Source organism: Roseobacter sp. YIN89 (genome assembly GCF_057219365.1).
This window is the reverse complement of sequence record NZ_JBXVVD010000001.1, coordinates 857,335-877,917: the sequence shown is the minus strand read 5'-3', so window position 1 is coordinate 877,917 and position 20,583 is coordinate 857,335. Positions and strand designations below refer to the sequence as shown.

Here is a 20,583-nt window from a genome sequence, read left to right as displayed (position 1 = left end):
GACGCTTGCGTCGCCGCCACGTGACCGCTACCCAAGGCGCATGAAAACCCTGCGCGATTACCATTATGTTGATCCAAACGACCGAGGTGCCAGCGCCGCGATTGGCAATTTTGACGGCGTGCATCTCGGCCACCAATCGGTGATTGACCTTGCGCGAACGGCCTCGCCGCAATCGCCCTTAGGGGTTCTGACATTTGAACCACACCCGCGCGCCTATTTTGCTCCGGATGCTCCGCCGTTTCGCCTGATGAGCCGCGAAGCCCGCGCGAGCCGACTTGAAAAACTGGGTGTCGAATACTTGTTCGAGTTGAACTTTAATGCGGGTCTCGCGGCATTAACCCCTGAGGAGTTTGCGCGCCGCGTGATCGCCGACGGTTTCGGTCTCGGCCATGTTATTGTCGGCTCGGATTTCTGCTTTGGCAGAGGCCGCAGCGGGACAGCGGAAGACCTGGCGCAATTTGGCCGGGAAATGGGCTTTGGCGTTACGATTGCCCCGCTTCTTGCGCATTCGGACACCACCGTGTCGTCAACAGCGATCCGGCGTGCGCTGAGCAACGGCCAGCCGCGCGAAGCCGCAAAGATGCTGGGCCATTGGCACCGGATCGAAGGACCGGTCATCGGCGGAGAGCAACGCGGACGAGAGTTGGGATACCCGACCGCAAACATGTCTATCGAGGGGCTGCACCCGCCCGCCTTCGGTGTCTACGCAGTGCTGGTCGATGTCTTGTCCGGCCCGCATCAGGGCAGCTACCACGGGGTGGCGTCGATGGGGATCAGACCCATGTTTGGCGAAAACACACCGAATCTTGAGACCTTTATTTTCGACTTCTCTGGCGATTTATACGGCACGCCCCTGTCGGTGGCCCTGATCGAGCACTTGCGGCCCGAGGAAAAGTTCGACGGGCTGGATGCACTGATTGCGCAGATGGATGCGGACAGTGCCCGCGCACGCGAGATACGGGCCGCACTATGACAGACCCGATCGACCGACATGGGCTGAGCCCGCGCTTCTGGGAGCGTAAACCGCTCAAGGAGATGACCGATAAAGAGTGGGAAGCTCTCTGCGACGGGTGCGGAAAGTGTTGTCTGAACAAGCTCGAAGACGAAGACACCGGCGATGTGGCCCTGACCCGTGTGGCCTGTCGTTTGCTGGATGATGACAGTTGCCGCTGCGCGCATTACGATATCCGCCACCAATTCGTGCCCGATTGTATCGTTCTGAAACCAGACAATCTTGACACACACGCCTACTGGATGCCCGAAACCTGCGCCTATCGACTTTTGTGGCAGGGCAACCCCCTGCCCGACTGGCACCCGTTGATCTCTGGGACACCGCAATCGGTGCATGATGCGGGGATTTCGGTGCGTGGCATGACCGTCAGCGAGTTCGACGTGCCGCAGGATGATTGGGAAGAATTCATCATCGAGGAGCCAACCTGATGTATCTCGCCTCTGACAACACAGGCCCCGCGCATCCGCAGGTCATGGAAGAACTGATCCGCGCCAACGAAGGCTACGCGATGCCTTATGGTGCTGATGCGGTCACGGAAGAAGCGCGAGACATGGTACGCGATGTCTTTGAAACTCCGAAGGCCGCCGTCCATTTTGTCGCGACCGGAACCGCAGCGAATGCGCTGGCTTTGGGGTGCTATGCCGCGCCGTGGCAGACAGTTTTCTGTTCTCCTGTCGCGCACATCCATGAGGACGAATGCAACGCACCGGAGTTTTATACTGGCGGGGCCAAGCTTACCCTCGTTCCCGGCACCGACAAGATGACGGCAGAGGCACTGCAGGCGGCCATCGCATTCGAAGAGACCCGTGGCGTGCACGGACCACAACGCGGACCGGTATCAATCACCCAAGTCACGGAACGTGGAAGCGTCTACCGTCTTGACGAAATATCGAGCCTGACAGAGGTCGCAAAATCCTTTGACCTGCCGGTGCATTTGGACGGCGCTCGATTTGCCAACGCGCTTGTGACGCTAGGCTGTACGCCGGCAGAGATGACATGGAAGCGTGGCGTCGATGTCGTGAGCTTTGGTGGTACGAAAAACGGCTGCATGGGCGTCGAAGCCGTTGTGTTCTTTGACCCTGAGAAAGCTTGGGAATTCGAACTTCGACGCAAACGCGGGGCGCATCTGTTTTCAAAACTCCGCTTTTTGTCTGCGCAGATGTGTGGGTACTTGAAGGATGATCTTTGGCTGTCGACGGCGCGCCAAGCCAATGCCCGCGCCGCAGAGCTGACCGCTGGGTTGCGGGACAAAGGCGCCACATTTCTATACGAGCCGCATGCCAACATGATCTTCGCCGCCTTTCCGCGGCGGATTCATAAAAAGCTGCACGCAGCAGGCGCGAAATACTACGTCTGGGAAGGCCAACTGGAAGGCGACGACCCGGAAGAAATATTGGCCGCGCGCCTTGTTTGCGACTGGTCGATCACGCCTGAGCAGATCAGAGAATTTCTAAGCTGTTTCTAAATGGCGTCGGATTGCAGCGGCAACGCGATCAGGATGCGTGACTGGTGACATGTGCCCTACTCCTTCCAGTGTCTTCTGATGTGCGTGGGGCAACCGTGCAGCCAGCCCGTCGTGCACTGATGATATAATCTTGGGCGACATCGACCCTTTCAAAAGCAGACACGGCATGGCTGCGCGCTCAAGGCGCCCTGGCGCCAGCAGTCCTGCATTATCATCATGGATCATTGGCGTCTGTGCGCGCACAAATGGCATTCGGTTGATCATGTACTTTCGGGCCGCCGCCGGCAGTTCACGCCAATCGCGCCCAGCACCCCAAGTGGTATTGAAATCGGCAGCGGCCTGCGCCCAGTCCTCATTCGCCATCGCTGCAGCGTAAGACGCTTGCGCTGTGTACCGGGCCAGTGCTGCCGGATCATGCGCGCCCGCCGCCGCGAAATACACCGGCTCGATCAATGTCAGGGTCTTCACCGCCTCAGGGTTCTCGACGGCAAGGCGCAATGCAATGGTCGCGCCAAAAGAGTGTCCGATCAGGTGCAATGGCTGCTCAAGGGCGGCGCGCGCCGGCGCCGTGCAGGCGTCGTGCAAGTCACCCAGCCCATCCCAATTTGCGCTTTTGCCGTGGCTGGGCAGATCATAGGCGCGAATGGTAAGTGCATCGCCCAACGCCGCACCAACCCCACGCCACGACCCGGCATGTCCAAGCGTGCAATGGATTGCCAGAGCCCGGTCGCGGCCTTGCCCGAATTGTCGCCAGTGCGTATCTGCTGTCGCGGTCACAGCTTTCCGGCGAGGGCCATTTCCAAATCGTCGATTCGGTCCTGCCCCCAGAACCGCTGGTCGCCATCCAGTATGTAAAACGGTGAGCCAAACACACCGCTGGACACAGCCTCTTCGAGATTGGCTGCGTAGGTTTCCGCGCCGGACAACAAACCGCTATCGGCCAGCGAAGGATCGAACCCCGCCTGAGACAGGCAGGTTTTGATCACCTCATCCTCCGCGATGTCTTTTTCTTCAGCCCAGCAGGCGCGCAGAATGGAATGGCACAGCGCTCCAAGATCACCGCCACCGGCATTCTGCGCAGCAATAATGGCATAGGAAGCAGGTGCCGCGTTGGTTGGCCAATGCGCTGGCTGCAGTGTCAAAGGCATGCCAAGGATTTTGGCCTGACGAACAAGTTCCTGCGCGCGGTATTCCACGCGGCTTGGATGACGATCTTTCGGGGGTGTCCCACCGGTGCGCGAGAAAAGCCCCATAATGTCCACCGGCTTGTAGGTGATTGTAGCACCATGCCGCGATGCAACTTCCTCGGCGCGTGTGCCTGCAAGATACGCGTATGGGGAGATTGTCGAGAAATAGAGGTCGATATGTGCCATTTTAGCACTCCTTGTCCGGCTTGGGTTCTTTGCCGATTGGTACGGGCGTGCTAGGTGAAGTCAACATCACGAATCTGTCACATTCACGTGTCGCTGCCCCGGATTTCCTGCCCATGCCCCACGTTCAAGAACCGAAACTCATAACCGGCAATGCCAACAAACCGCTGGCGGCCGCCATCGCCCGTCGTATGACGATGCATAGGGGCGTTCAGGTCGGCCTTGTCGATGCACGAGTAGAGCGGTTCAACGACGGCGAGATTTTTGTCGAGGTTTTCGAAAATGTCCGCGGCGAAGACATGTTCATCGTTCAATCAACCTCCAACCCCGCAAATGACAACCTGATGGAACTTCTCATCATGGCCGATGCTTTGCGTCGCTCGTCAGCGGCGCGTGTCACGGCAGTTCTTCCTTATTTCGGATATGCCCGTCAGGACCGACGCACAAAAGCACGCACACCGATCACCGCAAAAATGGTTGCGAACATGCTGGTTGGCACAGGGATCGAGCGGGTCTTGACGATGGACCTGCACGCAGCACAGATTCAGGGATTTTTCGATATCCCCGTGGATAACCTTTATGCATCGCCGATCTTTGCTCTCGACATCAAAACCGAGTTCCGCGACCGGATGTCTGATCTCATGGTCGTCTCCCCGGATGTGGGCGGCGTGGCCCGGGCCCGCGAACTCGCAAAACGGATCAACAGCCCCTTGGCGATCGTCGACAAACGTCGCGAGAAACCCGGCGAAGTCGCCGAAATGACCGTGATCGGCGACGTTAAAGACAAGGTTTGTCTGATCGTCGATGACATCTGCGATACTGCCGGAACACTGTGCAAAGCTGCCGAAGTGCTGTTGGAAAACGGTGCCAAAGAGGTGCATTCGTACATCACCCACGGCGTGCTATCTGGGCCAGCGGTGGAACGGGTTACCAACTCCGTCATGAAATCGCTGGTGATCACCGATTCCATCGCCCCCACAGAAGCGGTGAAAAATGCACCGAACATCCGCGTTGTGCCTACGGCACCCGTATTTGCACAAGCCATCCTGAACATCTGGAACGGTACCTCGGTATCATCGCTGTTTGAGGCGGAAACTCTGGGCCCGATCTACGACGGCATGTACGCAGCCGAATAGTTGTACATTGAGATCAGCACCGCCTGCGCTAGCTTTGCTCTCATGGGTGTGGGACGCGTAGGTTAAAGTGGTTTTCAAAGTACCATTCCGATCTCCCAGAGAGGTGGAGCGCACAGGCGATGATACGCCAGCTTCGGGTCTTCTGGGATATGTTTGGCGCATGAGCGGGTGGCATCAGGTTTGGGTTTGTTTGATTGCGGTCGCCCTTGCGGTGGTCGACTTGATTCCTATCGAATTGCAGCGCCGGATCGTCAACGAAGTCGTCGACAGTCAAAACGTACCTGTGCTGCTGCAGTATGGCGCCGTCTATCTCGCGCTTCTCCTCACCCACAAGTTCGGCAAGTTTGTATTGAAGATGTATCAAAGCTGGCTGGCCGAAAGTGCCCGGCTTTATACCCGACAGCACCTTGTGTCGTTATACGGCAAAGAAAGCGACGGTGATGACGGTCGCAGCGGCCGCGCTGTTTCTATTGTGGGCAGCGAAGCGGAAAAGCTTGGCGGGTTTGTCGGAGAAGCTCTGTCGCAGGCCTGCGTCAACATCACGATGCTCGTCGGGGTTTTGGCGTACATGCTGGTCGTCGAGCCGCGTATCGCCGCCTTTGCGCTTGCGTTTCTTGTGCCGCAAGCACTGATCACCCCTTTCATGCAACGCCGCCTGAATGATCTGGTCGCAAAGCGAGTGCAATATCTTCGTGATCTGGGAGACGACATCTCGCAAAATGGCGAGGCACAACAAGACCATGCGCAACAATTCCTGCCAAAGATATTTAACAACCGGATGAAGTATTTCGCCCTCAAGCATGCATTGAAGACAGCGCTGAATGTCCTGAACGGTTTAGGGCCATTCACCGTATTGATCTTTGGCGGCTACCTTGTGATGCAAGGTGAAACCGAGGTCGGTATAATTGTCGCTTTCATCTCGGGGTTTGAGCGTATGTCGAACCCGGTGCGGGAATTAATTACCTTTTACCGGGTCGCAGCACAGGCCGCTGTGCAGCATCGCATGATCGCCAAATGGGTCGACAAACACGTTGGCGATCACGCTGTTTCTTGAGGGTCACTTTTTGCCACGGCCTAGTGTGTAACTGCGCCACCGGCCACGCGCGCCGCCTGCGCGCCGTTCGACCTCGGCCATCATGGCATTATCTTCGGGTGTGAACTGCCTGTGGCTCCACACATCCTCGCGACTTGCAGTTTTAATTACAGATGACATAATTCCAAACATATGGGATGCTCCTTTTTCGCTTTTCTTCATCCATTTAGCGGGGCACACCACATAAAAGCAAAACAGTATCGTTTTATAAGTGTAAGTTAAAATTACATATGAACTGGAAAGAAATCCCCTCGCTTCCTGCGCTACGCGCATTCGAAGCCGCAGTGCGCTGCAAAAGCCTGAGCCAAGCGGCACGCGAGTTGAACGTGACCCATGCCGCGATCGCCCAACATGTGCGTGGGCTGGAAGCTGACATCGGCGAAACGCTTTTGCTGCGTGACGGGCGTGGTGTGGCCCCGACCGAAGCTGGACGGACCTTGGCCGACACGCTGAACACCGGATTTTCGACGATCATCGACGGTGTGAACGTCTTGCGCGCGCAGGCCATCAATCGACCGCTGCAGATCACCGCAACCCCGGCGTTCACCACGCACTGGCTCATGCCGCGCATTGGTGAATTCTGGGCGAAACACCCCGAGATTGAAGTGAACATCAATCCCAGCGTAACGCTTGTCGACCTGCGCGCCGACGGGTTCGATCTTGCGTTACGCTATGGCGACGGCAGCTGGGCAGGGCTGGACGCAGAAATGCTGACCGAAGGCACATTCTGGGGCGTGGCACATCCGGACCTCGTGGCTGGCCGGGTGACACGATCCATCCATGATTTGACCGATCTGCCGTGGCTTCTGGACGGTCACGTTATGGAGCGCAAGATGATCATTGAACGCGAGGGGATAGACCTCTCTACATTGAAGCTGACCATTTTGATGACGAATGAAATGGTGATGTCGGCGGCGGTGTCAGGTCTCGGCGTGACGTTTCAACCCCGCTCGATTGTCGAGCGAGAACTTGCATCCGGTCAGTTGGTCAAAGTTTGCGAGCTGTCAGAGGACGACATGGGCTACTACATGGTGAGCGTTCCGGCGCGCAGTACACCGCACCTGAATACGTTTAAGAAATGGCTTAGGTCCAAGTCACGCGCAGCATAAAAAAAACCCGCCAGTTAGGGCGGGTTTTTCCGTGATCTCTATCGCCTTTCAGACGCGGATGTGATCGCCAACCGCAACCATGTCGGCGAGCAGCTTGGCCGCATCATCGACAGGCCCTGGCTCGTTCTGGAACGTCTCTTTTGCCTTGGCGAGGTTCTCTTCGGCCTCTTTTACCATGGCGTCGTGATCTTCCTTGGTAATATCGGCCTTGGCCATCGCACGCTCGGCCAGAACCGAAATACCCTTGGCGCTGATTTCCGCAAAACCACCGGTCACGACATATTCAGCCGTGCCGTCTGGCCCTTCGGTTGTCAGGATACCGGGGCGCAGCGTTGTAATGGTGGGCGCGTGGCCCGCCATCGCTGTCATGTCGCCATCGGCACCGGGGATCTGCACGGACGTGACCTGCGCACTTGCAAGCCGCCGCTCGGGCGATACCAGGTCGAATTGCGTCGTGTCTGCCATCAGTCAGGCTCCTTACGCGGCGTCTGCCGCCATTTTTTCGGCTTTGGCTTTCACTTCTTCGATGCCGCCTACCATGTAGAACGCACCCTCTGGAAGGTGGTCATACTCGCCGGCAACAACCGCTTTGAAGGATTCGATGGTCTCCTGCAGCGGCACCTGTACACCGTCAGAACCGGTGAACACTTTCGCCACGTCGAATGGCTGGCTGAGGAAACGCTGGATTTTCCGTGCACGTGCAACGGTCAGTTTGTCCTCTTCGCTCAGTTCGTCCATACCAAGGATCGCAATGATGTCCTGAAGCGACTTGTAGCGCTGCAGGATACCTTGCACCTCACGGGCAACCGAGTAGTGCTCTTCACCCACAACAGCAGGGTCCATCAGACGCGATGTGGAATCGAGCGGGTCAACCGCAGGATAAATGCCAAGCTCGGAAATCGCGCGGCTAAGAACCGTTGTCGCATCAAGGTGCGCAAACGATGTCGCAGGCGCAGGGTCGGTAAGGTCGTCCGCAGGAACGTAAACCGCTTGCACCGACGTGATCGAACCGGCTTTGGTCGAGGTGATCCGTTCCTGCATCGCGCCCATGTCGGTTGCCAGTGTTGGCTGGTAGCCCACAGCAGATGGGATACGACCCAACAGAGCGGAAACCTCGGAACCGGCTTGTGTAAAGCGGAAGATGTTGTCGACGAAGAACAGAACGTCTGTACCGGACTGGTCGCGGAACTGCTCGGCCAGTGTCAGACCTGTCAGCGCCACGCGCATACGTGCTCCGGGAGGCTCATTCATCTGACCGTAGACCAGCGCAACCTGTGATTTGGTCAGGTCGTCCGGGTTGATCACGTTGGATTCGATCATCTCGTGATAAAGGTCGTTGCCCTCACGCGTACGTTCGCCAACACCCGCGAACACCGAGTAACCGGAGTGCACCTTGGCGATGTTGTTGATGAGTTCCATGATGAGAACGGTTTTGCCAACGCCCGCACCACCGAACAGACCAATCTTACCACCTTTTGCGTAAGGTGCCAAAAGGTCGATTACCTTGATGCCTGTCTCGAGGACTTCGGACGTTGTCGACTGCGCGGCAAACTCAGGCGCATCCTGGTGGATGGAGCGTTTTTCGTCCGCGTTTACGGGCCCCTGTTCGTCAACGGGCTCGCCCACGACGTTCATGATGCGACCCAGTGTGGCGTTGCCGACCGGGATCGATATCGGACCATCTGTGTCGGTCACTTTCTGGCCGCGTACCAGACCTTCGGTCGAGTCCATCGCGATTGCGCGAACTGTGTTTTCGCCAAGGTGCTGTGCAACTTCGAGGACCAGACGGTTGCCGTTGTTGTCTGTTTCCAGCGCGTTCAGAATCTCCGGCAGGTGATCCTCGAACTGAACGTCAACGACCGCGCCGATGACTTGGGTGATTTTGCCGACTGCATTTGCCATGTCGTTTCTCCGGTTTAATCTTACAGCGCTTCCGCGCCGGAAATGATTTCAATAAGCTCGTTGGTAATCACGGCCTGACGCGAGCGGTTGAACTCGATGGTCAGACTGTCGATCATTTCGCCCGCGTTGCGTGTCGCGTTGTCCATAGCAGACATACGCGCGCCCTGCTCCGAGGCGCCATTTTCCAACAAAGCCGAGAAGATCTGCGTTGCCACTCCGCGCGGCAGCAGGTCTGCAAGGATCGCTTCCTCGTCAGGCTCGTAGTCAAAGAGCGTCGTGGCTTCGTCGCCCGCGTCCTCTTCGGCCTCAAAGCTCGCCGGGATGATCTGCTGCGCAGTCGGGATCTGGCTGACCACGTTCACGAATTTCGAGTAGAAAATCGTGGCCACGTCGAACTCGCTTGCATCAAAGCGTGCCAGCACATCCTTGGCGATGTTTTGCGCGTCGGCGTAGCCAACCCGCTTTACCTCGGTCAGATCAACGTGCGCGATGAAGTACTGGCCAAAATCGCGTTTCAGCTGATCGCGGCCCTTCTTGCCAACGGTGATGATCTTGATCTCCTTGCCCTCGGCCAGCAACTGCTGCGCGTGCGCACGCGCCTTCTTTGCGATGTTGGCATTAAAGCCACCGCAAAGACCGCGTTCCGAGGTCATGACGACCAGAAGCTGCACCTTGTCGCTGCCGGTGCCTGACAGCAGCTTGGGTGCGCTGTCACTTTCGCCGACCGATGACGCCAGAGACGCCATCACTGAGTTGAAACGCTCTGTGTAAGGGCGTGACATCTCGGCAGCTTCCTGCGCGCGGCGAAGTTTCGCCGCGGCAACCATTTGCATGGCCTTGGTGATCTTGCGGGTCGATTTGACCGACTCGATCCTGTTTTTAAGGTCCTTAAGACTTGGCATTGCCTTGTCTCCCCTTACGCGAAGTCAGAGGCGAATTCGCTGATCGCTGCTTTGAGCTTGTCTGCCGCGTCACCTTTGATTTTCGGATCTTCGTCGGTGATCCAGTCAAGGATGTCTTTCTTCTTGGTGCGCATGAAGTTCAGCAGGCCTTCTTCGAAACGTCCGACGTCGCGAACGTCGACCTTATCGAGGAAGCCATTGGTACCCGCGAAGATTACGCAGACGATTTCTGCGTTGGTCAGCGGAGAGTATTGTGGCTGCTTCATCAGTTCCGTCAGACGGGCGCCACGTGCCAGCAACTGCTGGGTAGAGGCGTCGAGGTCGGAACCGAACTGAGCAAAGGCGGCCATTTCACGGTACTGCGCAAGAGACAGCTTAACCGGGCCGGCAACCGACGACATCGCGGAAGTCTGAGCGGATGAGCCCACACGCGAAACCGACAGACCAGTGTTCACCGCAGGGCGGATACCTTGATAGAACAGTTCTGTTTCAAGGAAGATCTGACCGTCGGTGATCGAAATCACGTTGGTTGGAATAAACGCGGATACGTCACCACCTTGGGTTTCAATGATTGGCAGAGCCGTCAAAGAGCCGTTGCCCGCAGCATCGCCCAGTTTCGCCGAGCGTTCCAGCAACCGGGAGTGGAGATAGAAAACGTCACCTGGGTAAGCTTCACGTCCGGGTGGACGGCGCAGCAGCAAAGACATCTGGCGGTAGGAAACCGCTTGCTTGGACAGGTCATCGTAGATGATGAGCGCGTGACGTCCGTTGTCGCGGAAGTGCTCCGCCATTGCGGTTGCCGCATAAGGTGCGAGGAACTGCATCGGTGCTGGTTCGGACGCGGTCGCGGCCACGACGATGGAATAATTGATCGCGCCTGTCTCTTCGAGCTTTTTGACCAGCTGGGCAACAGTCGAACGTTTCTGGCCGATCGCAACGTAGACGCAATAGAGCTTCTTGCTCTCGTCATCGCCTGCGGCATCGTTGTAGGATTTCTGGTTCAGGATCGCGTCCAGAGCAACGGCTGTCTTACCTGTCTGGCGGTCACCAATGATCAGTTCGCGCTGGCCACGGCCGATCGGGATCATGGAGTCGACCGCCTTGAGGCCTGTCGCCATTGGTTCGTGAACCGATTTGCGCGGGATGATGCCCGGCGCCTTGACGTCTGCAACCAGTGACTTGTACGCGTTGATCGGGCCCTTGCCGTCAATCGGGTTGCCCAGGCCGTCAACGACACGACCCAGCAGTTCATCACCGGCTGGCACGGACACAATAGAGTTCGTGCGCTTGACGGTGTCGCCTTCTTTAATGTCGCGGTCGGAGCCGAAGATAACCACACCGACGTTGTCGGATTCTAGGTTCAGCGCCATGCCCTGGATACCACCGGGGAATTCGACCATCTCACCGGCCTGTACGTTGTCCAGACCATATACACGTGCGATACCGTCACCAACGGACAGCACGCGTCCTACTTCGGCAACTTCGGCTTCTTGACCAAAGTTCTTGATCTGGTCTTTCAGGATCGCAGAAATTTCTGCTGCTTGGATACCCATTTATCCGACCTCTTTCATTGCATTCTGGAGGGAATTCAGTTTCGCGCGGATCGACGTATCAATCATGCGCGAACCAACTTTAACGACGAGACCGCCGATGAGGCTTTCATCAACGGTCGCATTCAGTGTTACATCTTTGCCTGTAGAGGCTTTGAGGGTCTTGGCCAGCTTGTCAGCCTGCGCTTTGGTCAGCGCTTTTGCCGACACCACGTCCGCCGTTACCTCACCCTTGGCTTCCGCGATTACCTCGCGCAGCGTCGCCAACAGCTGCGGTACTACAAAGAGACGCCGCTTTTGCGCCATCAGTGCGAGCGTGTTCGACATCGTTTCGCTCAGGCCCATTTTGGAAGCCAGAGCTGAGATGGCACCTGCCTGCTCTTCGCGGGTATAAATAGGCGAGCTGATCAGTGCGCGAAAGTCTTCGCTGTCTGATATGGCGGCCTGCAATGCGGCGATATCGTCTTCAATCGCTTTGACCGCGTTGTTTTCCTTGGCGATCTCGTACACGGCAGTGGCGTATCGCCCTGCAATGCTCGTGGAAATCGAAGCTGGTTCTGACACGTCCACCCTTCCGATGTTCTGGCCCCGGATGTGCGAAAAGATCGCGTCACCGAGAGTGTTGGCGCGGCTTGAATTGGATCAAGACGTCGAAATCAGCGGTGATGTAGCAGACAGTACCCACCCCCGCAACATACTTGCATCGACTTTCGTTCGGGCAGTTTTCCTATGTTTTCAGGAGGTTGCTTAAACTGCGACGCTTTGGCTCGTCGAAAACTTCCAATTCTTGTTTTGATATGGCCAATTTTTGCGATTCCCGCAGGCCAAAATCCGCTTCGACCCCACCCCATTGTTCGCAAAATGCCTAAAAATTAGGCGCTATACGGGTTTCGCAGTTGGGCTGAGAACACCTACGCTGCGCTTGACCCGTTTTGTCTCTGTTTTTCCTTTGGGAGGATAGACCAGCTTGGTCGCTTCTACCATGAATGCCCCGCCCGCCATCATGGTGGGCATGCGCCTGCCGATTTTTTCAAATGCGGGGCCGGACTTCATCCAAATGCGCTTTGCCGACGGGACCTGATAAAGCGCGCCAAGGTGACGTTCAGGCAGAAATTGATGCTTGCGCAGTTGAGTTTCCAGTTGGCTGGAAGAATAGGGCCGACCGTATCCAAAAGGCGTTCGATCGCGCCGCGCCCAAAGACCCGCGCGGTTTGGCACGATAAACAGTGCTCGCCCCCCAGGACCCAGAACACGCCAGCATTCCTCCAGCAGGTCAGACGCACGCTCAGAAGTTTCCAGTCCGTGCAGAAGCACCAGCTTGTCGACGTGCCCGGTTTCCAGCGGCCACAGCGTTTCCTCAGTGAGAACAGACACGTTGGGCATCTGCGCAGGCCAAGGCATCACACCTTGCGGCCCCGGCATCAGCGCAATCACCCGGCGCGCATGGACCAGATAGGGGCGCAACAACGGTGCGGCAAAACCGAAGCCAACCACGGTCTGACCCTTGGCCTCGGGCCAAAACTCCAGCATCCGGTTGCGCAACGAAGCCTGCGCCGCACGACCAAGTGGGCTGCGGTAGTAAAAATTTCTCAGGTCTTGCACGTCAAGATGCATTGCCGGCGGCCTTGTGATGGATCACCTTAGCGCTAGTGTCGCAAAGGCGAAGGAGAATGACCATGCCCCTTGATCTCGTAACTATACCCTGCCTGTCCGACAACTACGCATTTCTTCTGCACGACACCGATAGTGGCAAAACCGCTCTCATCGATGTGCCCGAAGCTGCCCCGATCCTTGCCGCGCTGGACACGCGCGGCTGGCGCCTGGACGAGGTCTGGATCACCCATCATCATGACGATCACGTGCAAGGGCTGTCTGCCGTGTTGGCGCAGCATCCTGCCCACGTTCGTGGTGCCAAGGCAGATAGGCACCGCTTGCCACCACTGGACACGGCCCATGCTGACGGTGACCGATTTGATTTTGCCGGACATGAAGTGGAGGTCATCGATGTCTCTGGCCACACCACAGGCCATATTGCTTTTTACGTGGCGGCCGCGCAGGCGGCATTCACCGCTGACAGTCTGATGGCACTGGGATGCGGACGCCTCTTTGAAGGCACTGCCGCGCAGATGTGGGCCTCTTTATCAAGGTTAGCCGCCTTGCCACCTGAAACGCTCATCTGCTCCGGTCATGAATACACCGCAAGCAATGCGAAGTTTGCCTTAACCATTGATCCAGATAATCCTCAACTTATATCACGAAAGGAAGCGATCGACGCGGCACGCGCTGCAGGATCGCCAACCGTTCCCTCAACCTTGGCCGCAGAATTGGCAACAAACCCGTTTCTGCGCCCATCAAACCCTGACATTCGCGCGTTGCTGGACATGAATGAGGCCAGCGATGCAGAGGTCTTCGCCGAAATTCGTTCCCGAAAGGACGCATTTTAACGCACATATCGTAGTCGTTGCGGTCACGATCACAAAATTTGTGACCAAGATTTCAAAGAAAAAACTTGAAGCGGCGCTGCGATCAACCAAACTCTAATATTAAGAGGCTATGGTTGGATGAGGGGCTGATATCCTTCGGCACCCCCACTGACCCCGATCAGAAGGAGCACACAAAGTGCCTTCATTTTCGACAACACTGGAACAGGCAATCCATTCTGCGCTGGCGCTTGCCAACGCGCGCAGGCATGAATTCGCAACGCTAGAGCACTTGTTGCTGGCGCTAATTGACGAACCGGACGCGTCACGTGTCATGAAGGCCTGCAGCGTGGATACTGACGATTTGCGCGCAACCCTGATGGAATTCGTCGATGAGGATCTCAGCAATCTGGTCACGGACATTGACGGATCTGAAGCTGTACCAACCGCTGCCTTCCAGCGAGTAATCCAGCGAGCCGCGATCCATGTTCAGTCGTCGGGCCGCACGGAAGTAACCGGAGCGAATGTTCTGGTCGCTATCTTTGCGGAACGAGAAAGCAACGCTGCATATTTCCTTCAGCAACAGGATATGACGCGGTATGACGCTGTAAACTTCATCGCCCATGGCGTCGCCAAAGACCCCGCCTATGGCGAACAGCGGCCTGTGTCGGGTGCGCCCGAGGCGGACGAAGAGCCGCAAGGGGTAACAGAGGGCGAGAAGAAAGAGAGCGCGCTTGAAAAATACTGCGTCGATCTGAATGCAAAGTCGCGTGATGGCGACGTGGACCCGCTCATTGGCCGAGACTCCGAAGTTGAACGCTGCATTCAGGTGCTATGCCGCCGTCGCAAGAATAATCCGCTGCTGGTGGGCGATCCCGGCGTGGGCAAAACAGCCATCGCGGAAGGTCTTGCGCGCAAGATCGTCGCCGGCGAGACGCCGGAAGTTCTGGCCGAGACCACGATTTACTCGCTGGACATGGGTGCACTGCTGGCCGGCACACGGTACCGCGGTGATTTCGAAGAACGCCTGAAAGCTGTCGTGGCCGAGCTTGAAGATCATGAAGATGCGGTTCTGTTCATTGACGAGATCCACACTGTGATCGGTGCCGGCGCGACGTCAGGCGGGGCGATGGATGCGTCCAACCTGCTCAAACCGGCGCTTGCCGGTGGCAAGTTGCGCACCATGGGCTCGACCACATACAAAGAGTTCCGCCAGCATTTCGAAAAAGACCGTGCGCTGAGCCGCCGGTTCCAGAAGATCGATATCAACGAGCCTTCTGTAGAGGATGCCGTCAAGATACTGCGCGGGCTGAAGCCGTATTTCGAGGACCACCATTCGGTCAAATACACGGCAGATGCGATCAAGACGAGCGTCGAGTTGGCATCGCGCTACATCAACGACCGAAAACTGCCGGACAGTGCCATCGACGTCATCGACGAGGCAGGGGCCGCACAGCATCTGGTCGTTGCTGCCAAGCGGCGTAAAACGATCGGCACAAAAGAGATCGAAAACGTTGTGGCAAAGATCGCACGCATTCCGCCCAAAAACGTGTCCAAGGATGATGCTGAGGTTCTGAAAGATCTCGAAGGGTCGCTCAAACGGGTTGTATTTGGTCAGGACAAGGCGATTGAGGCATTGTCGTCGGCCATTAAACTGGCACGCGCAGGACTGCGCGAGCCTGAAAAGCCCATCGGCAACTACCTGTTTGCCGGACCTACCGGTGTCGGCAAAACCGAAGTCGCCAAGCAACTTGCCGATACGCTGGGCGTTGAACTGCTGCGTTTCGACATGTCAGAGTACATGGAGAAACACGCCGTTTCCCGTCTCATCGGTGCGCCTCCAGGATACGTCGGGTTCGATCAGGGCGGCATGCTGACCGACGGTGTCGACCAGCATCCGCACTGCGTCCTGTTGCTCGACGAAATGGAAAAAGCGCATCCGGATGTCTACAACATCCTGCTTCAGGTGATGGACCACGGCAAGCTGACCGACCACAACGGCCGGACGGTAGATTTCCGCAATGTCGTCCTCATCATGACCTCAAATGCCGGGGCTGCCGAACAGGCCAAGGAAGCGATCGGCTTTGGTCGTGACCGGCGCGAGGGCGAAGACACCGCCGCAATCGAGCGAACCTTCACACCTGAATTCCGCAACCGGCTTGACGCAGTGATCAGTTTTGCGCCGCTACCGAAAGAGGTCATCCTGCGCGTTGTAGAAAAGTTTGTCCTGCAACTCGAAGCGCAACTGATGGATCGCAACGTGACCATCGAACTGACCAAGCCTGCCGCCGAGTGGCTGGCAGAGAAGGGCTATGACAGCAAAATGGGCGCGCGCCCGCTAGGCCGCGTGATCCAGGAGCACATCAAGAAACCGCTCGCCGAAGACCTTCTCTTTGGCAAGCTGGCCAAGGGTGGCGTGGTGCGTGTCGGCATTAAAGGCGGCGAGATCGACCTAAAGATCGAAGGTCCGGACAACCCCCGGCTTTCCGGCGACAAACCGCCTCTGCTCACCGCCGAGTAATGCGCCGCGGCCTTGCTGCAGTCTTTTTGTCCCTCGCCACGCCAGTCGTGGCGGGGGATTTTTCTTTGGGCATGCCGCTTGCCTGCGAGATGAACGAAACATGTTTCATCCAGCAATATGTCGACCGGGATCCGGGAACAGGGTTTTCAGACTTCACCTGCGGGCCACTCAGCTATGACGGCCATAAGGGCACGGACTTTGCGTTGCCTTCACTGCAGGCCATGACTGTAGGTGTGGATGTCATGGCTGCAGCTGACGGCGTGGTGATGGGCGTGCGCAATGGCGAGCCCGACAACGGCATTGCCGGCATGACCGAAGGGCGCGACTGCGGCAACGGGGTGCTGCTGCGCCACCCAAACGGATGGGAGACACAGTACTGCCACCTGAAAGTAGGATCGATCACGGTCATACCCGGCGCCCAGGTCGCACGGGGAGAGAAACTGGGTGAGGTCGGATTTAGCGGGCGCACCGAGTTTCCCCACCTGCACCTGAGCGTGCGCCGCAACGATGCCGTCGTTGACCCGTTTCAACCTGGCACCAAGACCGGATGCGGCACGGACGCCGCGCAAACCTTGTGGGAGGACGAGATTGCGTATCGTCCTGGCGGGATCATTTCAATCGGGATTTCCACCGACGTTCCAAGCTACGATCGCGTGAAAGCAGGCACCGCGGGCGTCAATACTCTCGACGGTGACGCCCCCGCTCTGGTTCTGTTTGCGTATGCCTTCGGCGGGCGCGTGGATGACACGCTTGCGCTTGTTCTGAACGGGCCCGCTGGCCAGATTGTCGCTCAAGAGATCGCGCTGGACCGCCAACAGGCGCAATTCTTTCGTGCACTGGGTCGCAAACGCCCCGACGCGGGCTGGCCGGCGGGTCAATACGCAGGAAGTGCCACACTGATCAGAAACGGCGCGGTAATCGAAACGCGTGGCCTGCGGTTCACCATCGACTAGGCTATTTCTCCGTGAATTTGAGCTCGATCCGCCGGTTTTGCGCGCGGGCTTCGGGCGTATCTTCGGTGGCGACCGGCTGGTACTCACCAAAACCGTTGGCCGACAGTCGGTCAGGTGGTATCCCCAAAGCGCTGACCATATAGCGCACAACCGACAACGCGCGGCCCTGGCTCAGCTCCCAGTTGTCCGCGAACAGACCCGCGCCTGAGAGCGGCAGGTTGTCGGTGTGACCGTCGACGCGAATGATCCAGTCGATTTCGGGCGGGATGTCGTCAGCCACCGACGAAATGATCCGCGCAACCTTTGCGATCTCGGCCTGCCCTTCGGCGGAAAGATCGGCGCGCGCAGGCTCGAACAGAACTTCGGAAGAGAATACAAACCTGTCGCCTTCGATCCGGACCCCTTCCTGATTTCCCAAAACCTCACGCAACCGCCCGAAAAATTCAGAGCGGTATTGCGCCAAGTCCTTGGATTCCTCTGCAAGCCTTGCGGCTTCTTCTTCCAGCCGTTTGCGTTCCGCTTCTTCAAGTTGCGCACGGCGTCGCTCTTCGGCGGCAACACGGGCAAGTGCGGTGTTCAGTTCAGAGCCGAGCGATTGCAGTTGTACTTCTTTTGCCGCATCCCGTTCGCGCGCATCATCCAACAAGGCCTGCAGATCGCCAAGCTGGGTTCTGAGCGCTGCGACCTGTTGGTTCAGCAACTCTGTCTGGCGTTGCGCTTCGGCGCTGATCTGCTCTTCTTCGGCCAACGCGCGCCGCGCCTCGGCAAGCAGTGCCGCGCGATCCTGCGCGGCATCCGTCGTCTCTTCGACCAGCGCCTCGGCCGCGAGCTTTGCAGCCAGAGCCGCGGCCAGTTGATCCCGCAAACTTTCCATACCGTCGACTTCGGCAGACAGGTTCTGCACCTGCGCTTCGGCGGCAGCGCGTGCCGCAGCTTCGAGTGCCGCGGTGGCTTGCGCTTGGTCCAGATCAGCCAGAAGTTCTGACAGGCGCGCGGCCATAATCTCTTGCTGAGTTTCCAGCACGGCGAGCGCGTCCTGTGCCTGCTCACCCACGGCTACGTCGTCCTGCAAGCGGTCGATACGCAAGAGCGCCGCCGCTAGTTCTTGATCCAGCGTTGCGTTGCTGGCGCGCGCGGCCGCCAAAAGGGTCAGCGTATCTTCGGCTTCCTGTCGCTGTTTTTCCAGCGCGAGGGTCATGGCTGTCAGTTCGGCATCGGCGTCTTCCAAACGCGACCGCAGCAACTCAGCCGCCGCCGCCTCCGCCAGCCGCGCCTCTTCCTCGGCGGACAGGGCAGCTTGGGCTGCGTCAAGATCTTGCGTCAGGCTGGCGATCTGGCCATCCGCCTCTTGCGTGCGCGCACGAAGTTCGGCGACCAGCGCATCCAGCGCTTCACGTCGAGCGGCGGCCAGACGGGCCGTTTCGGCCTGTGCATCGATTTCGGTGCGTGCGGTCGCCAGTGCAAGGTTCAATGCTTCTTGTTCACTCAACAACTCGGCCTGTGCTGCTTCCAAGTCGTCTCGGGTTTGCTCAAGCTGCGTTACAGTACCTAACGCATTGTCCCGTTCCGCGATAAGCGACGCGACCTGCGCCTCGAAACTGGATATCTGAGATTGAGCCTCGTTCAGCGCGGCAGCCTGCGCGTCGCGCGTGGCAGTGAGCGCAGCGATCCGCTCTTCTGCATCGTTGAGTGTAGCATCCAGCGCGCCGACCTGTTCGCGCAACCGCTCAGACGTTTGCTCCTCGAGGCCGAGCGCCTGCGCGAGTGCCGCGACCTCTCCGGCCAACTGGTCAAGTTCTGTTTCCTGTCCGGTGATCCGCTCTGTCAGAACGAACTGAACCACCATGAAAATGGTCAGCACGAACATCAGCACCAGCAGAAGTCCGGTCATGGCATCGACAAAGCCCGGCCAGATAGAGGCCTGAAACCGTGCGCCGGTGCGTCGCGAAAGAGCCATCAGATGTCCTCTGGACCGCGTTTGATGGCAGGACGCGCCCTGCGTGGTCTCAGTGCATCCGCCAACCGGTTAATGTCCATCCGCAGCTCAGCCATACTCTCTTGGCGGCCCGCCGAAATTTCTTCGAGGATGCGCAGCATCTGCACATCTATCGAACGCAGGCGCATCCGGCTTTCGGCATCAATACCGTCCCCCTGTCCCTGGCTTTCAATCAACGCAATAAGCCGTTCCTGCCCGGCGGCGACGCGCTCCATCGCTGCGCTGGCGGGGTCTGCGCCCTCGATCCGCTGTGACATCCGGTCGATTGATCCGGCCAGAGCGGCCAGCGTCTCGTTCACTTCGGTGCGGCTTGCATCGGACCGGAGAAACATCTGTTGAAGCTGCTCCATTTGCTGGGCCATGTGATCGACCACACCAGCCATTCCGGTCTGATCGCCGCCAACTTCTTCGCCAGAGGTAAAGCCCATCCGTGTGATCGAACTAAGCCACTCTTCAAGTTCACGGTAGAACCGGTTCTGGCCATGACCGGCAAACAATTCCAACAAACCAACGATAAGGGACCCGGCCAGACCAAGAAGTGAGGACGCAAAGGCGACCCCCATACCGCCTAATTGGGCTTCCAGTCCGGACATCAAGCGGTTGAAGACCTGCACACCGCCCTCACCTTCTTCCGGCGCGAGGCTGCGAATCGTATCAACGACCGCTGGAACCGTGGTTGCCAGACCGTAGAACGTGCCCAGCAGACCCAGAAAAATCAGCATGTTTACGATGTACCGGGTGATTTCGCGCATTTCGTCGATACGGGTCGCGACGGAATCGAGAATAGACCGGGTTGAGGTGGCGCTGACCTGCATCCGCGCGCCGCGCTGTCGTAACAGCGAAGCCAGCGGCGCGAGCAGCAAAGGCGGCTTGATGCTGGAATCCAACGTGTTGGTGGCAAAGCGTTCGATCCAGCGCACCGAGCGTATCAACTGAAAGACCTGATAAAAACATGCCAGCACGCCAATCAGGAATACAAAGATGATAAAGCCGTTGAGGTATGGATTTGCCTCAAAAACAGGCAAAACGCGCGGCAAGGCGAGGAAACTACCAGCGCCAGACAGCCCCAAAACGATCAGCATCAGCGTGATCTGTCGCACTGGCTGCGAAAAAACGGGTCTCGTTTCGAGATCTGGCATCGTCATCGGCCCTGC

Annotated in this window: 20 protein-coding genes; 9 read left to right on the top strand and 11 right to left on the bottom strand. The window is 57.9% G+C overall.

Annotation, left to right across the window (positions count from 1 at the left end; translation table 11 throughout):
• Window positions 1-40: 40 nt before the first annotated feature.
• The 3 genes from AC2D8V_RS04280 to AC2D8V_RS04270 are packed head-to-tail and all read left to right on the top strand — an operon-like array spanning window position 41 to window position 2,477.
• Window positions 41-973, top strand: coding sequence for a bifunctional riboflavin kinase/FAD synthetase (locus AC2D8V_RS04280; RefSeq protein ID WP_484732274.1), 933 nt, complete (start codon window positions 41-43; stop codon window positions 971-973).
• Complete coding sequence (locus AC2D8V_RS04275) at window positions 970-1,440, top strand: YcgN family cysteine cluster protein (protein ID WP_484732273.1); 471 nt, start codon at window positions 970-972, stop codon at window positions 1,438-1,440. The genes AC2D8V_RS04280 and AC2D8V_RS04275 overlap by 4 nt, the downstream gene beginning before the upstream one ends.
• Window positions 1,440-2,477 carry a threonine aldolase family protein gene (locus AC2D8V_RS04270; RefSeq protein WP_484732272.1) on the top strand — a complete coding sequence of 346 codons (1,038 nt, stop codon included), beginning with the start codon at window positions 1,440-1,442 and terminating at the stop codon, window positions 2,475-2,477. Before AC2D8V_RS04275 ends, AC2D8V_RS04270 begins: the two co-directional genes overlap by 1 nt.
• On the opposite strand, the gene AC2D8V_RS04265 is transcribed toward AC2D8V_RS04270, so the two are convergent.
• On the bottom strand, window positions 2,463-3,254 hold the full coding sequence (locus AC2D8V_RS04265; protein ID WP_484732271.1) for an alpha/beta fold hydrolase: 792 nt from the start codon (window positions 3,252-3,254) through the stop codon (window positions 2,463-2,465). The two genes, AC2D8V_RS04270 and AC2D8V_RS04265, sit on opposite strands and share 15 nt — an antisense overlap.
• Complete coding sequence (locus tag AC2D8V_RS04260) at window positions 3,251-3,850, bottom strand: DsbA family protein (protein WP_484732270.1); 600 nt, start codon at window positions 3,848-3,850, stop codon at window positions 3,251-3,253. The genes AC2D8V_RS04265 and AC2D8V_RS04260 overlap by 4 nt, the downstream gene beginning before the upstream one ends.
• A gap of 113 nt (window positions 3,851-3,963) precedes the next feature.
• Between AC2D8V_RS04260 and AC2D8V_RS04255 the strand changes: the two genes are divergently transcribed.
• Together AC2D8V_RS04255 and AC2D8V_RS04250 are read left to right on the top strand one after the other, a co-directional pair.
• Window positions 3,964-4,983: a ribose-phosphate pyrophosphokinase gene (locus AC2D8V_RS04255; RefSeq protein ID WP_484732269.1), complete on the top strand. Its 1,020-nt coding sequence runs from the start codon at window positions 3,964-3,966 to the stop codon at window positions 4,981-4,983.
• 160 nt (window positions 4,984-5,143) lie between these two features.
• Window positions 5,144-6,037 (top strand): ABC transporter transmembrane domain-containing protein, encoded by an 894-nt coding sequence (locus AC2D8V_RS04250; protein ID WP_484732268.1) that lies wholly within the window; start codon window positions 5,144-5,146, stop codon window positions 6,035-6,037.
• 3 nt (window positions 6,038-6,040) lie between these two features.
• Here the strand turns inward: AC2D8V_RS04250 and AC2D8V_RS04245 are convergent, their stop codons facing one another.
• Entirely contained in the window at window positions 6,041-6,208 is a 168-nt protein-coding gene (locus AC2D8V_RS04245; protein ID WP_484732267.1) for a hypothetical protein, read from the bottom strand.
• A 98-nt stretch (window positions 6,209-6,306) separates the two neighbouring features.
• Between AC2D8V_RS04245 and AC2D8V_RS04240 the strand changes: the two genes are divergently transcribed.
• Window positions 6,307-7,185 (top strand): LysR family transcriptional regulator, encoded by an 879-nt coding sequence (locus AC2D8V_RS04240; protein WP_484732266.1) that lies wholly within the window; start codon window positions 6,307-6,309, stop codon window positions 7,183-7,185.
• Between the two features lie 48 nt (window positions 7,186-7,233).
• On the opposite strand, the gene AC2D8V_RS04235 is transcribed toward AC2D8V_RS04240, so the two are convergent.
• The 6 genes from AC2D8V_RS04235 to AC2D8V_RS04210 form a co-directional block, all read right to left on the bottom strand.
• A complete protein-coding gene (locus tag AC2D8V_RS04235; protein WP_484732265.1) occupies window positions 7,234-7,650 on the bottom strand; it encodes a F0F1 ATP synthase subunit epsilon in 417 nt (138 codons plus the stop codon).
• A gap of 12 nt (window positions 7,651-7,662) precedes the next feature.
• Window positions 7,663-9,087, bottom strand: a complete 1,425-nt coding sequence (gene atpD, locus AC2D8V_RS04230) for a F0F1 ATP synthase subunit beta (protein WP_484732264.1) — start codon at window positions 9,085-9,087, stop codon at window positions 7,663-7,665.
• Between the two features lie 20 nt (window positions 9,088-9,107).
• Window positions 9,108-9,989, bottom strand: coding sequence for a F0F1 ATP synthase subunit gamma (locus AC2D8V_RS04225; protein WP_484732263.1), 882 nt, complete (start codon window positions 9,987-9,989; stop codon window positions 9,108-9,110).
• Between the two features lie 14 nt (window positions 9,990-10,003).
• Window positions 10,004-11,542, bottom strand: a complete 1,539-nt coding sequence (gene atpA / locus AC2D8V_RS04220) for a F0F1 ATP synthase subunit alpha (RefSeq protein WP_484732262.1) — start codon at window positions 11,540-11,542, stop codon at window positions 10,004-10,006.
• Window positions 11,543-12,103 (bottom strand): F0F1 ATP synthase subunit delta, encoded by a 561-nt coding sequence (locus AC2D8V_RS04215; protein WP_484732261.1) that lies wholly within the window; start codon window positions 12,101-12,103, stop codon window positions 11,543-11,545.
• 315 nt (window positions 12,104-12,418) lie between these two features.
• Window positions 12,419-13,153, bottom strand: a complete 735-nt coding sequence (locus AC2D8V_RS04210; protein WP_484732260.1) for a class I SAM-dependent methyltransferase — start codon at window positions 13,151-13,153, stop codon at window positions 12,419-12,421.
• Window positions 13,154-13,215: 62 nt separating this feature from the next.
• Between AC2D8V_RS04210 and gloB the strand changes: the two genes are divergently transcribed.
• The 3 genes from gloB to AC2D8V_RS04195 all read left to right on the top strand — a co-directional run bounded on the left by gloB (window position 13,216) and on the right by AC2D8V_RS04195 (window position 17,433).
• Window positions 13,216-13,983 carry a hydroxyacylglutathione hydrolase gene (gloB, locus tag AC2D8V_RS04205; protein ID WP_484732259.1) on the top strand — a complete coding sequence of 256 codons (768 nt, stop codon included), beginning with the start codon at window positions 13,216-13,218 and terminating at the stop codon, window positions 13,981-13,983.
• Window positions 13,984-14,158: 175 nt separating this feature from the next.
• The gene (gene clpA / locus AC2D8V_RS04200; protein WP_484732258.1) at window positions 14,159-16,480 is read left to right on the top strand and encodes an ATP-dependent Clp protease ATP-binding subunit ClpA; all 2,322 of its coding nucleotides are present in this window, start codon (window positions 14,159-14,161) and stop codon (window positions 16,478-16,480) included.
• A complete protein-coding gene (locus tag AC2D8V_RS04195; RefSeq protein ID WP_484732257.1) occupies window positions 16,480-17,433 on the top strand; it encodes a M23 family metallopeptidase in 954 nt (317 codons plus the stop codon). The genes clpA and AC2D8V_RS04195 overlap by 1 nt, the downstream gene beginning before the upstream one ends.
• 1 nt (window position 17,434) lies before the next feature.
• Here the strand turns inward: AC2D8V_RS04195 and AC2D8V_RS04190 are convergent, their stop codons facing one another.
• Together AC2D8V_RS04190 and AC2D8V_RS04185 are read right to left on the bottom strand one after the other, a co-directional pair.
• Window positions 17,435-19,390, bottom strand: a complete 1,956-nt coding sequence (locus AC2D8V_RS04190) for a peptidoglycan -binding protein (protein WP_484732256.1) — start codon at window positions 19,388-19,390, stop codon at window positions 17,435-17,437.
• Entirely contained in the window at window positions 19,390-20,574 is a 1,185-nt protein-coding gene (locus AC2D8V_RS04185) for a biopolymer transporter ExbB (RefSeq protein ID WP_484732255.1), read from the bottom strand. The genes AC2D8V_RS04190 and AC2D8V_RS04185 overlap by 1 nt, the downstream gene beginning before the upstream one ends.
• Window positions 20,575-20,583 lie beyond the last annotated feature (9 nt).